Here is a 13,529-nt window from a genome sequence, read left to right on the forward strand (position 1 = left end):
GAACTGAGCATGAAAACCTGGTTTCACCCCGATCAGCTGCTGCACCATCCGCGCGCCTATTTCTCGCGCGGCCAGTTGCGTGCGCCGCAGGAAGTGCCACAGCGTGCCGAGCATCTCGTTGCCGCGGCGCGCTCGCTCGGCTTCGACGTGCAGGCGCCCGCCGATTTCGGCACCGCGCCCATCGCCGCCGTGCACGACATGAACTATCTGCGTTTTCTCGAGGAAGCGCACACCGAATGGAAGCGCGTGCCCGAGGATTGGGGCGAAGAGGTGATGTCGAACATCTACGTGCGCGAGCCGAATCCGCTGCGTGGCGTGCTCGCGCAGGCGGCGCGCTATCTCGCGGACGGCAGTTGCCCCATCGGTACGAATACCTGGCGTGCGGCCTACTGGTCGGCGCAAAGCGCGCTGGCGGCGGCCGCATGCGTGAACGAAGGCGCGCGCGAGTCGTACGCGCTCTCGCGTCCGCCCGGCCACCATGCCCGCGCGGACGCGGCGGGCGGCTTCTGCTATCTGAACAACGCGGCCATCGCGGCGCAGTCGCTGCGCAGCCGCTTCGAGCGTGTGGCGATCCTCGACACCGACATGCACCACGGCCAGGGCGTCCAGGAGATCTTCTACGGTCGCAGCGATGTGCTCTACATCTCGATTCACGGCGATCCGACCAACTTCTATCCCGTGGTCGCGGGCTACGAGGAAGAGCGCGGCAACGGTGCTGGCGAGGGCTACAACGTCAATCTGCCGATGCCGCATGGCGCGTCCGAAGCCGACTTCTTCGAGCGCGTGAAAGCGGCGCTGCGGGTGCTCAGGCGCTTCGAGCCGGACGCGCTCGTGCTGGCGCTCGGCTTCGACATCTACAAGGACGATCCGCAGTCGAAAGTCGCCGTGACCACCGAGGGTTTCGGCCGGCTCGGCGCGGAGATCGGCGCGCTCGGCCTGCCTTCGGTGATCGTGCAGGAAGGCGGCTATCACCTCGAAAGCCTCGAAGACAACGCACGCGCATTCTTCGGCGGTTTTGCGGCAGCGCGCTGATCAGCGCGTGAACGCGCGCTTCAGGCCAGCAGCAGCCTCGCCCCGCACGCGAGTCCTACCGTCGCGTAGACCGCGTAAGCGGGGAGCTTGAGCTTGCCGAAGCACATCGCCGAGAAGACGGCCGTCAGCAGATAAGAAAGATGCAGCGGCACGTGCCGCGCGATATGCCAGACGGCGATCGCGAGGAACGCGGTGGTCGCGGCGCGCAGCCCGCGCATGGCGTGCTCGAAGCGCGGGTTCGCCTTCATGCGGTGCAAGTGCCGCCGCGCGAGCACGACGAGGCAGCCCGACGGCACGAACAGCGCGAGCGTGGCGACGAGCGCGCCGACCCAGCCATCGACGAGATAGCCGAAGAACGGCACCACGTTCAGGAGCGGCCCCGGCGAAAGCGGCGAGAGCGTGAACGCCAGCGTGAAGTCGTCGTTGGTGATGCCGACCGCGGGCGTGACGAACAGCGTTTTCAACACGGGCAGCGCCGAAAAGCCGCCGCCGAACAGCGTCATGCCCGCGCCCGCGAGACGCGGCCAGAGCAGCGCCGAATCGAGCGGATGCGGCAGCGGCAGCGCGAACACGACGATCAGCGCGGCCAGCGCGGCGAGCAATTGCCCATCGCGCCGTGTCACGCGTAATTCGAGCCGCTGCGAAGGCACGGGGCTTGCGACCCAGCCCGCGGCAAACGCGACGAGCAGAATCGCGACGTAGGCCGCGCCGCTCGCCGCGAGCGCGAGGGCCACACAGGCAGCGATCGCCACGCCCCATTCGAGCGGGCCGCGCACGAGCGCACGCGTCTGCCTGTACCAGGTCACGCCGATCAGCATGGCGAGCACCACGCTGAAATGGTCGAGCAGCGTGCCCGAGGCGACCGCATGCACGAGCGGCGTGCGGTAGAAAATGGCGAACAGCGTCATCAGCGCGAAGAAGGGCAGCACGCTCGCCACGCCCGCGACCCACGCGCCCGCGCGTCCGCGCAGCGCATGGCCGAGTTGCACCGCGACGTTGCAGCCTACCGGCCCCGGCACCATCCAGGCGAGTGCTACCAGATCCGAGAATGCGGTTTGCGTGAGACGCGCTTCGCGCTCCACGTAGTGCTGCTCGAGTTGCGCCATGAGCGCGAGGCCGCCCCATGAGACCGCGGACACGGTCAGCACGACGCGAAAGAGCGTCAGGAGCGGTTCGTGATGGTCGCGGATTGGCGCCGCGATCGCTTCGTCGGTGCGGGTTTGCATGGCTGCATCGTGCGGGCGAAGGTCAGTGCGGATCTGTGCGCGAAGGCACGCGGTTCGCGCAACTCACTGGAAAGCGTGGACAATGCGCAATCTGCGCGCCGGCCTCGCGTCAGCGCGATTGCGGCGCGTCGCTCAGGCGCTCGTTGCGGCGATCTTCGCGTGCGGCTTGCGTGCCCGCCGGCTGCGTCGCGCTACAGACGCCGAAGCGCTCGATCAGCGCGGCCACGCCTTCCACGGGCACGGGGCGCGAGAACAGGAAGCCCTGCGCCTCGATCGGGCCGAGCGCGGAGAGCCACGCGATCTGCTCTTCGGTTTCGGTGCCCTCGACGACTACCGTGAGCCCGAGCGAGCGCGCGAGATTGACGATCGCCGAGACCATCACGCACACGCTGCGGTCGGCGGGGATGGCCTGCACGAACGAGCGGTCGACCTTGAGCGTGTCGACGGCGAAGCGGTTCAGGTAGGACAGCGACGAATAGCCGGTGCCGAAGTCGTCGAGCGCGACGCGCACGCCAAGGCGCTTCAGCGCGAAGATCTTTTCCGAAACGAGCTCCGGGTACTCCATCATCGCGGTTTCGGTGATCTCGAGTTCGAGCCGGTGCGCGGCAATGCCGGTTTCCTCGATGGCGCGCGCTACGGTCTCGTACAGGTCGCCGCGCCAGAACTGCACCGCCGAGATGTTGATGGCGAGCGTGAGCGACTCGTAGCCCTGCTGCTGCCACTGCGCGAGTTGCGCGCACGCGGTACGGATCACGAAGTCGCCTACGGGCACGATGAGGCCCGTGGATTCGGCCACAGGAATGAATTCGCCCGCAGGAATGAGTCCGTATTGCGGATGGTTCCAGCGCACGAGCGCCTCGAAGCCCGTGATGCAGCGCCGGCGCAGATCGATCTTCGGCTGGTAGGCGAGAAAGAGCTGGTCCTCGGCGAGCGCGACGCGCAGCTGCTGCTCCCACTTCATCAGGTGGTCGGCGCGGTGGGCGAGTTGCGGCGAGTAGAAGCGAAAGCAGTTGCGTCCGGCCTCCTTGGCGGCGTACATCGCGAGGTCGGCTTTCTTGAGCAGATCGATTTCGCTTTCGTGCGCTACCGCGAAGAGCGCGATGCCCGTGCTCGCGTGCAGCACGAAGGCGCTGCCGCGCACGTCGAACGGATGCGTGAACGCGGCGTTGGTGGCTTCGGCGAGCGCGATGGCGCGTTTTTCGATGTCGTCGCCCTTCACGATCACCACGAACTCGTCGCCGCCGATGCGCGCAAGCGTGCCCGCGCCGCCCACGGCGTCGGCGAGGCGCGCGGCGCTCATCTGCAGCACGATGTCGCCGGCGTTGTGGCCCAGCGTGTCGTTGACCGTCTTGAAATTGTCGAGGTCGATGAAGAGGATGGCGAGCCGCCCGAGGTTGCCCGGCTGCGAGACCTCATGGCGCAAACGCTGCAGCGTGGCGTAGCGGTTGGGCAGGCCCGTGAGGAGGTCGTACTGCACGAGTTGCGACATCTCGCGCTCGCGCCCGAGCAGCTTGCCGATCAGTCCCGTGGCCACGGCGAAGAACGAGAGCATGGCGAGCGAGATGAACGTCGCCATCATCAGGTAGACGTCACGCGTGTGGTTGTAGTCGGCGAATTCCTCGGCCTGCGAGAGACCGACCAGCACGGCGAGCGGATAGCCATCGATATGGCGGTACGAGACGATGCGCGTGACGTGATCGATCGGATCGACGTAGGTGCCCGACACATGCTCGGAAATGGGATACACGCCGCTCGCGGAGAACGTGCCGTTCGCGCGCTCGGCGCTGCCCGTGCGGCGCGCGAGCACGGCGCCGCTGTCCGAGATGACGGCGATCACGCCGTCGCGGCCGATCGCGGCGTTGTTGTAGAAGTCGCTCGTGAAGTAGCTCGGGTCCTCAGAAACCACGACGACGCCCGCGAACGAGCCGTCCGGGTGATTGAGGCGGCGCGTCATCTGCAGGGTCCAGTGGCCCGACACGCGGCCGAGCACCGGCTTGCTGATATAGAGCTGGTCGTCGTTCTCGTGCTCGTGCACCTTGAAGTGCTCGCGGTCCGAGAGGTCGATGGGCTTGGGATTCGGATCGGCCGTGTTGGCGACGAGCGTGCCGTGCTCGTCGATGATCGACACCTGCACGAGCGAGTCGCTCTGCACCACACCCTTTTCGACTGTGCTGCCGAGATCGAAGCGGCCCGGCGACTTTTCGAACTCGTACTTCACGAAGCGCGTGATCTGGTCGACCTGGTGGATCGCCTTGACGGTGTGCTGTTCGAGCGCCGCCGAGAGAATCGCGGCCGAGGCCGTGGCCTCGCGCATGGTCGCTTCCTTCTCGACGGACAGACGCGTGAAGATGACCGCCCATAGCAGCACGAGCACCAGCACGCCGAGCAGCGGAATGGCGAGCAGTGCGCGCGGACGCGTGTATGCCGGGCCGGGCGCGTTGCGCAGGCTCGAATCGCGCGAGAACGGACCCCGCGTGGCGCTCATCGCGGCCGCCGTAGGCGCGGGAACTCACACCGCGGATGCGGCGGCCGGAACGGCAAGGATGCGCTCGGTTGAGTCGGCGGCATGAAGGACGGATGGCTGGGGGAATACGTGCATTGCGCGCGCGCAATGCACGCCGGACGCGTCGTGCGTCCGATGTTTCGATATTACTGGTTGGGGAATGATTAAGGAAGCTGTGGTCCCTCGGGTATACGCGAGGGTCGCCTCAACCCGCGCGCGATGCTGATGTGCGGTGCATAGCTGCGAGGCGGTGCATCGTGGTCGATGCACCTTGCATGAATCGGGGTGCCGCTGCAGGCGCTTAGCCGAGCCGGCAGGTCCCGTCGACGACGGTCACCGAGTGGCCGCCAATCCAGATCTTTTTCGCCGCATCGTCATAGTCGACGCGCACGCGCCCGTCGCGGCCGAGCGCCGTGCCCTGGCGCACCGTATAGCGTGCGCCCGGACGCCGGTTCTGCTGTTCGAGCAGCATGGCGATGGCGGCGTTCGCGCTGCCGGTGACAGGGTCTTCGCCCTTGCCGAGCCCGGTCATGAGGCAGCGCACTTCGAAGGTTGCGGGACCATCGGCCTCGTGCGGGCCGTAGGCGGCCACGCCATGTGCACCCACGCTCGCGGCAACGGCTTCGATCTCTTCGTAGTCGACGTCGAGCGCGAGCACCGCTTGCGCCGACGCGAGACGGACGACGAGCCAGGGCGCGCCGTTGTCGACGCCGCAGGGCGCGGCCGAGAAGTCGACGGCGTTCGAGCGCAGCGCCGCGCGCAATGCGTCGAACTGTGCGGCGGCGAGCGGCGTCACGCGCGCGGGCGGCGCGGCGAAGGCCCATGCGCCGTTCTCCGCGGCGGCCAGATCGATGAGACCGGCGCCGCATTCCTGCACGAGGCGCCCGGGCGTCTTCGGCGTGCGGCCGCTTTCGAGAAACGCATGCGCCGTGCCGAGCGTCGGATGGCCTGCGAAGGGCAGTTCGCCCTTGGTCGTGAAGATGCGCACGCGGTAGTCGGCGCGCGCGTCGGTCGGGGCGAGCAGGAAGCTGGTTTCCGAGAGATTGGTCCAGCGCGCGATGGCCTGCATCTCGTCGCCGCTCAAACCGTCGGCGTCGAACACCACGGCGAGCGGGTTGCCCTTGAAGGGTACCGACGTGAAGACGTCGACCTGTTTGAAGCGGACGCTGGGCTGGGTCATGGCGGGACGATCATGGAAGGGGTAAGGCGCGACGCAAGAGGCGCGCCAGGTTGCGCGAACGCACAACAGAAAATGCAGTAACGTGCGCGGACCCCGATGCAGGTCCGCGCGCACTGGCAAAGGTCGCTAGTGTTGTTTACTCGACTTCGGCGATCAGCTCGATCTCGACGCATGCGCCAAGCGGAATCTGCGCGACGCCGAAGGCCGAGCGCGCGTGCTTGCCCTTTTCGCCGAACACATCGGCGATCAGCTCCGAAGCGCCGTTCGTGACGACGTGCTGTTCCGTGAAGGTGAGCGTCGAGTTCACGAGGCTCATGAGCTTGACCACGCGCTTGACCTTGTTGAGGTCGCCCGTGTGGGCGTGCAGCGTGGCGAGCAGGTCGATCGCGATCGAGCGCGCGGCGGCCTTGCCTTCCTCGGTCGTGAGCGACTCGCCGAGCTTGCCGGCCCACACCTTGCCGTCCTTCTTGGCGATGTGACCCGACAGGTACACCGTGTTGCCGCTCTGGGCGCTCATCACGTAGGCCGCGGCGGGCGCGCCTGCCTGGGGCAGGGTGATGCCGAGCTGTTCGAGACGGTCGTAGATGTTGATGTCAGCCATGATCAGGATTCCTCGTTCGGGTGTTGAGTCGGAAAGAGCCTGGCGCTGCGCCAGGCCTTCGCCGGGCTTGCGTCAGGCGTGCGCGCGGATCAGGGCCGCGAGCTTCGCGACGCCTTCTTCGATCTTCGCGGGCGGCACCGTGACGAACGACAGGCGCAGCTTGTTGTGTTGCGGCTCGTCGGCGAAGAACGGCGCGCCGGGCACGAAGGCCACGTTCTGCGCGACGGCTTCGGCCAGCAGCTTCATGCTGTCGATGTTCGAGGGCAGCGTCACCCAGATGAACATGCCGCCTTCGGGGCGGTTCCAGCTCACGCCTTCGGGCATGTTGCGCTTGAGCGAGTCGAGCATCGCCTCGCACTGGTCGCGATAGAGCGCGCGCACCTTCGGGATGTGCGTGTCGAGGAAGCCGTCCTTCACCACCTCGTAGACGATGCGCTGCGTGAAGCTCGGCGTGTGCAGATCGGTGGCCTGCTTGGCCTGCACCAGTTTGAAGTGCAGGTCTTCGGGCGCAATGATGTAGCCCACGCGCAGGCCCGGGGCCAGGATCTTCGAGAACGAACCCAGATGCACGACATGCTCGGGCGCGAGCGAATGCACCGTCGGCAGCGGCTCGCCCGCGTAGAGGAGCGCGCCGTAGGGGTCGTCTTCGATCACGGGGAACGGCGAGTGCTTCGCGAATTCCGCGAGTGCCCGGCGGCGTTCGAGCGGCAGGCGGCGGCCCGTGGGGTTCTGGAAGTTCGGGATCGCGTAGAGCAGGCGCGCGCCGGCCGTGAGTTCGGGCGTCAGGCCTTCGGGCACTAGGCCTTTTTCGTCGGTCGGGACCTGGACGTACTTCGGCTCGTAAAGCGAGAACGACTGCAGCGCGCCGAGGTAGGTGGGCGTTTCCACGAGCACGGGGCTATTGGGGCAGACCAGCACCTTGCCGATCAGGTCGAGCGCCTGCTGCGAACCCGTGGTGATGAGCACCTGCGAGGGACGCACCGTCACGCCGCCCACCGAGTGGCGCGCGGCAATCCATTCGCGCAGCGGCATATAGCCTTCGGTCGCGCTGTACTGGAGGGCGCCCGAGGGGTCGTCGCGCAGGATGCGGTCGGCGGCGGCGCGCATTTCCTCGGCCGGGAAGCTGGCCGGCGCGGGCAGGCCGCCCGCGAACGAAATGACTTCGGGACGCTCGGTGACCTTCAGGATTTCGCGAATCGCCGAGCTGGTCAGCTTGATTGCACGCTCGGACAGTTGCCACGCGGGCGCGGCCTTGAGATCGCTCTGGTCCATGGGGTCTCCTTGTTGGGGTGAGGCGAGTGACTGTTCAGCGGCGGCATGGGGCGCGATCGCGCGCCGCCGGATGCCGCCGAAAACCTTGAATTATGACGTGAAACCGGCTCATGCGCGCGCGGGCGCCGGGGCCGTGCCGATCGCCGCGCGGCGACCGAGTACGACTGTGGCGATCACCGCGGCCGCGTAGAGCCACGCCGAGGGCGCGACCTGCTCGCCGAAAAAGAGCGCCGAGAACGCCATCGTGAAGAAAATCTGCAGCAGCTGCACCTGGCCCACGCGCGCCGTACCGCCCATGGCGAGCCCCGCGTACCACGCGAAAAAGCCGATGAACTGCGAAAACAGCGTGACGTAGCCGAAGGCGAGCCAGGTCTTGAGCGCGACGGGGCCCGGGTGCGCCACGTGATGCGCCCATGCGAGCCAGCCTACCGGCAGCACGAGGAACGGCGCCGAGAGCACGAGCGCCCAGCAGATCACCTGCCAGCCACCCAGTTGACGCGCGAGGCGCGCGCCTTCGGCGTAGCCGAGCGCGCCGATGCCGACTGCGATGAGCATCCACGCGTCGCCTGCATGCAGCGAGCCGCCGCCCGCCTGGAGCGCGAACGCGACCACGAGCGCGCTGCCGATCAGCGCGCTGGCCCAGAACGCCTTCGAGGGCCGCTCGTGCGAGAGCCACGCCGCGTAGATCGCCACGGCGAGCGGCTGCAGGCCGTTGACGATGGCGCCGTGCGAGGCCGGCACGGTCTTCATCGCGAAGGCGGAAAAGACCGGAAACGCGACGATCACGCCAAGCGACACCACGGCGAGGCTCTTGACCTGCGGCCAGGTGGGCCATGTCTCGCGACGGATGGCGAGCAGCAGCGCGGCCGGCACGGCGGCGGCGAGTGCGCGGCCGAGGCCGTTCAGAAGCGGGTGGAATTCGGCGACGACGATGCGCGTCATCGGCAGCGTGAGGCTAAAGATCATGACGCCGACGAGGCCGAGCAGCATGCCTTGGGTTTCGCGTGCTTTCATGCGGGACTTTGCGCTCGACGGATCAGCGTGCCGGCGCGCCGAGCGTGCGCGGACCGGACGGGGTTTCGAACTGCGCGACGAGCGCGGGCGAGAGGGCTTCCTCCACGGCGATCAGGTGCGCCGCGCCGAGCCACTGCAACTGCTCGCGCGCCGCCTGCGCCTCTGGGTGAAACCCGGTGAGCGAGGTGAGCGCGATGCCGGTGTCGGCCAGCACCTGCGACGGATGATGCGCCGTGTCCCACTGGATCAGCGAGGGCAGAATGCCGTCGCCCGCGCCTTGCCAGAACGGGAAGGCGCCGTTTTCCGGAACGGTGAGCTGCCACGAGAAGTCGCCGCGCGTCATCGGCACGAGCGCGGGAATGCGCTGGGGATACTGCTCGCGCCAGCGTGCGAGGCTCTTCGGCGGATCGACGCGCGCGACCCAATGCGACAGGTACGGGCCCTGTTCGAGGCGCGCCAGTACGGCGGGGTCGTCGAGCGCGAAGAGGCGCGCGCGGGCGTTCGCGTCACTTTTCGCCGCCGGATCGATCGCGATGACTTCCAGATACGCACCGCCCCACAGCCCGAGCAGACGGTTGTGCGTGCGCATGAGCGGGTGAGCGCCGCCGCCCGCGGGCGCGGCGCCGAGCGCGTCGCTCACGTACTGCACGCCTTCTTCCAGCGTGCGCGCGGCAACGACGAGGTGATCGAGGCGAAGCGGCGAGGCGTTCATGGGCGGTCGAGCGGAGCCAAAAATACGGAGGGGCCGGAGAGAAGGGGGACAGGAGCCTGCGCCTGGACAGTGTGCCGACGCCGCTACCGAATCCTTACCGGTACGCATGCGATCAAATGTACCGGTATGGTGGCAGACAGTAACGGTACAATCGGCCCGATAGTGCTCTGTACAGTTCGAGTTCAGGGAGTCCTCATGTCCTCCGTACCGCTAGACCAGATTCCCGCCCCGCACGACGCGGCCACGCTCACGCTCGTCGACCAGCTCGTGCAGTGGGGCCGCCGCCGCATCGAGGAGCGCGTGTTCCGGCCCGGCATGCGCATGCCGTCCATCCGCAAGCTCGCGCTCGACAAGGGCGTCTCGCGCTTCACCGTGGTCGAGGCGTACGAGCGTCTGGTCGCGCAGGGCTACCTCGACTCGCGGCGCGGTTCCGGTTTCTATGTGCGCGAGCGGCTGGCGCTCGTGGCCGGCGGCGAACGCCAGCCGCTGACCGCGGGCGTCCCGGCGCGCGCCGACGCGGTTGCTGCCCCCGCGCCGCCCACCATCGACGTGGTCTGGCTGCTGCGCAACATGCTTCACACATCCACGCGGCCGGAAAAAGGGCCGGGTTTGGGCTATCTGCCCGCGCGCTGGCTGGATGGCGAGCTGCTGACCGGCGCGATGCGCTCGCTTGGCCGCCAGAGCGGCACGCAACTGCTGGGCTTCGGCTCACCGCAAGGCTTCCTGCCGCTGCGCCAGCAACTCCAGACGCGCATGGCGGAACTCGAGATCGGCGCGACGCCCGACCAGATCGTGCTCGTCTCCGGCATCACCCAGGCGATCGACCTGCTCGCACGCATCTACGTGCAGCCCGGCGACACGGTGATCGTGGGCGACCCCGCGTGGTTCCAGATGTTCGGGCGCTTCGCCTCGCAGGGCGCGCGGCTCGTCGGCATGCCGTACACGCCAGACGGGCCGGACCTCGACGCGCTCGAAGCGCTGGTCGAGACCTGGCGGCCGAAAATGCTCGTCATCAATTCGGTGCTGCAAAATCCCACGGGCACCTCGCTTACCGCCGCGCAGGCGTTCCGCATTCTGCGGCTTGCCGAACAGTACGATTTCATCGTCGTCGAAGACGATATCTACGGCGACCTCTGCCCGGCCGGCTATCCGGCCACGCGCCTCGCGAGCCTCGACCAGCTTCGCCGCGTGATCTATCTCGGCAGCTTTTCGAAGACGCTCGCACCGAACCTGCGCGTGGGCTATATCGCGAGCGCGCTCGACGTGACCCAGGCGGTGGCGGACCAGAAAATGCTCGTCGGCATGACGAGCCCGGAACTCAATGAGCGTGTGCTGTACCGCGTGCTCACGGAGGGTCACTACCGGCGTCACGTGGAGCGCCTGCGTGCACGGCTGGACGGCGTGCGCGACAAGGCGGAGCGCATGCTGGAGCGCGCCGGCCTGCGCCTTTTTGCGGCGCCGGGCGCCGGCATGTTCCTGTGGGCGGACACGGGCGTCGACGCGGATGCGCTCACCGCGGCGGGCCACGAAGCGGGGTTCCTCCTCGCGCCGGGGAGCCTGTTCTCGCCGCACCAGTCGCCGACCACGTGGATGCGCTTCAACATCGCCAACTGCGGCGACCCGGCGCTGCCCGCGTTCCTCGCCGACTACCTCGAAGGCGTGGGCCGGCGGGGCGGCTCTTGAAAACGGTGCCGTCTGTCCCCAACTGGGCGGGCGCGTCGCGATGCGAATTGCCGAGAACTCGCGGCCATAAATTTGTCAGACTAGAACTGCAACGTAAGAGGACTCGACCATGGCACAAGAAACCATGAGCTTCCAGGCAGAAGTGAAACAGCTTCTGCACCTGATGATCCATTCGCTGTACAGCAACAAGGAAATCTTCCTGCGCGAACTCATCTCGAACGCATCGGACGCGGCGGACAAGCTGCGCTTCGAGGCGATCGCGAACAGCGCGCTCTATGAGAACGATCCGAATCTGCGCATTCGCGTGGGCTTCGATAAGGAAGCGCGCACCATCACGATCGACGACAACGGCATCGGCATGAGCCATGACGAAGCCGTGTCGAACCTCGGGACGATCGCGCGCTCGGGTACGAAGGAATTCTTCGGCAAGCTCTCGGGCGACCAGCAGAAGGACGCGGCGCTGATCGGCCAGTTCGGCGTGGGCTTCTATTCGGGCTTCATCGTCGCGGACAAGATCACCGTGGAAAGCCGCCGCGCGGGCCTGACGGCGGCCGAAGGCGTGCGCTGGACGAGCGCGGGCGAGGGCGAGTTCGCCGTCGAGGCGATCGAGCGCGCGCAGCGCGGCACGACGATTACGCTGCATCTGCGCGAAGGCGAGGACGAGCTGCTTTCCGCATGGAAGATCAAGTCGATCATCCAGAAGTATTCGGATCACGTCGGTCTGCCCATCGAGATGAAGAAGGAAGAATGGGACGCCGAAAAGAGCGAGATGGTCACGAAGGACGAGTACGAGACCATCAACCAGGCGAGCGCGCTGTGGACGCGTTCGAAGAGCGAGATCAGCGACGAGCAGTATCAGCAGTTCTATCAGCACCTCGCGCACGACCACCAGAACCCGCTCGCGTGGACGCATAACCGCGTGGAAGGCCGCAGCGAATATACGCAGCTCCTTTACGTGCCGTCGCATGCGCCGTTCGACCTGTGGAATCGCGATCACAAGAGCGGTCTGAAGCTCTACGTGAAGCGCGTGTTCATCATGGACGACGCCGAGCAGCTGCTCCCGAACTATCTGCGCTTCGTGAAGGGCGTAGTCGATTCGAGCGATCTGCCGCTCAACGTCTCGCGCGAAATCCTGCAGGAAAGCCGCGACGTCAAGGCGATTCGCGACGGCGTGACCAAGCGCGTGCTCTCGATGCTCGAAGAGATGGCGAGCGCTGTTACGGACGCCGAAGCAAGCGAAGAGGACAAGGCGAAGTACGCCACATTCTGGGCCGAGTTCGGCCAGGTGCTCAAGGAAGGCATCGGCGAGGATCACGCCAATCGCGAGCGCGTAGCGAAGCTCGCGCGTTTCGCGTCCACGCACAACGACACGAACGAGCAGACCGTCACGCTCGCCGACTACGTGGCGCGCATGAAGCCCGAGCAGACGAAGATCTACTACGTCACGGCGGATACGTGGCAAGCCGCGAAGAACAGCCCGCACCTCGAAGTGTTCCGCAAGAAGGGCGTGGAAGTGCTGCTCCTCACGGACCGTGTGGACGAGTGGATGCTGTCGTTCCTGAACGAGTTCGACGGCAAGCCGCTCGCGAGCGTGGCGCGCGGCGACCTCGACCTCGGCGTGCTCAACGACGAGGAAAAGCAGCAGCAGGAGAAGGTGAGCGAAGAGTTGAAGCCGCTCGTCGAGCACATGAAGGAAGCGCTCAAGGACAAGGCCAAGGACGTCCGTCTCACCTTCCGCCTGACCGATTCGCCCTCGTGCCTCGTGGCCGACGAAGGCGACATGAGCGGCTATCTGCAGCGCATGCTGAAGGCGGCGGGACAAAATGCGCCGCAGATGCAGCCGATCCTCGAAGTGAACCCGGAGCATCCGCTCGTGAAGGCGCTGCGCACCGATAGCGCGGACTTCGGCGACTGGTGCAATCTGCTGTTCGATCAGGCGTTGCTGGCGGAAGGCGGCGCGCTGGAAGATCCGGCCAGCTTCGTCAAGCGTACGAACGCGTTGCTGATTGCCCGCGCTGGCTAAAGCGCGCGGCTTTGCGTGAGCGAAACCCCTTGCGGCTACTGGCTGCAAGGGGTTTTTCTTTGGCTCTTCGCGAATTTTAGTTGAGGATGGACAATTCTTGCCGCTGTTGGCAATCAATTGTCAGTCGACCGTCCTGCATAGGTCGTTGACAATGCAGGTAGCGAGTCTTGTGGGACGATCCGATCGCCATGGCCATGCAAATAGATGTCCGAGTTTCGGCGTACGCGATGGGCGAGCGCTATCAGGTGGATGCCAGTGCCCGGCTCTCAGCTCACCGCCGGAT

The 13,529-nt window shown here is 66.7% G+C and carries 10 protein-coding genes; 3 read left to right on the plus strand and 7 right to left on the minus strand.

Annotated elements, in window-relative coordinates; genetic code table 11:
* The first annotated feature begins 9 nt into the window (after window positions 1-9).
* Entirely contained in the window at window positions 10-1,032 is a 1,023-nt protein-coding gene (locus tag ACOJB8_RS17350; RefSeq protein WP_475013446.1) for a histone deacetylase family protein, read from the plus strand.
* Window positions 1,033-1,052: 20 nt separating this feature from the next.
* Here ACOJB8_RS17350 and ACOJB8_RS17355 read toward each other — a convergent pair whose 3' ends face one another.
* From ACOJB8_RS17355 to ACOJB8_RS17385, 7 genes are all read right to left on the minus strand, one after another.
* Window positions 1,053-2,258, minus strand: coding sequence for a chromate transporter (locus ACOJB8_RS17355; protein WP_475013447.1), 1,206 nt, complete (start codon window positions 2,256-2,258; stop codon window positions 1,053-1,055).
* A 109-nt stretch (window positions 2,259-2,367) separates the two neighbouring features.
* Entirely contained in the window at window positions 2,368-4,743 is a 2,376-nt protein-coding gene (locus ACOJB8_RS17360; protein WP_069265379.1) for a bifunctional diguanylate cyclase/phosphodiesterase, read from the minus strand.
* 319 nt (window positions 4,744-5,062) lie between these two features.
* Window positions 5,063-5,941 carry a PhzF family phenazine biosynthesis protein gene (locus ACOJB8_RS17365; RefSeq protein WP_342947910.1) on the minus strand — a complete coding sequence of 293 codons (879 nt, stop codon included), beginning with the start codon at window positions 5,939-5,941 and terminating at the stop codon, window positions 5,063-5,065.
* A 136-nt stretch (window positions 5,942-6,077) separates the two neighbouring features.
* Window positions 6,078-6,542, minus strand: a complete 465-nt coding sequence (locus tag ACOJB8_RS17370; protein WP_069265377.1) for a RidA family protein — start codon at window positions 6,540-6,542, stop codon at window positions 6,078-6,080.
* Window positions 6,543-6,614: 72 nt separating this feature from the next.
* Entirely contained in the window at window positions 6,615-7,814 is a 1,200-nt protein-coding gene (locus tag ACOJB8_RS17375; protein WP_368683921.1) for a PLP-dependent aminotransferase family protein, read from the minus strand.
* A gap of 108 nt (window positions 7,815-7,922) precedes the next feature.
* Window positions 7,923-8,828 (minus strand): DMT family transporter, encoded by a 906-nt coding sequence (locus ACOJB8_RS17380; RefSeq protein WP_368616987.1) that lies wholly within the window; start codon window positions 8,826-8,828, stop codon window positions 7,923-7,925.
* 22 nt (window positions 8,829-8,850) lie between these two features.
* Window positions 8,851-9,540 (minus strand): VOC family protein, encoded by a 690-nt coding sequence (locus ACOJB8_RS17385; protein ID WP_475013448.1) that lies wholly within the window; start codon window positions 9,538-9,540, stop codon window positions 8,851-8,853.
* Window positions 9,541-9,735: 195 nt separating this feature from the next.
* On the opposite strand from ACOJB8_RS17385, the gene ACOJB8_RS17390 reads away from it, so the two are divergent.
* Together ACOJB8_RS17390 and htpG are read left to right on the plus strand one after the other, a co-directional pair.
* Entirely contained in the window at window positions 9,736-11,223 is a 1,488-nt protein-coding gene (locus tag ACOJB8_RS17390; protein ID WP_069265373.1) for an aminotransferase-like domain-containing protein, read from the plus strand.
* 109 nt (window positions 11,224-11,332) lie between these two features.
* Complete coding sequence (gene htpG / locus ACOJB8_RS17395) at window positions 11,333-13,246, plus strand: molecular chaperone HtpG (protein WP_342947914.1); 1,914 nt, start codon at window positions 11,333-11,335, stop codon at window positions 13,244-13,246.
* Window positions 13,247-13,529 lie beyond the last annotated feature (283 nt).

Source organism: Paraburkholderia sp. BR10141 (genome assembly GCF_056155635.1).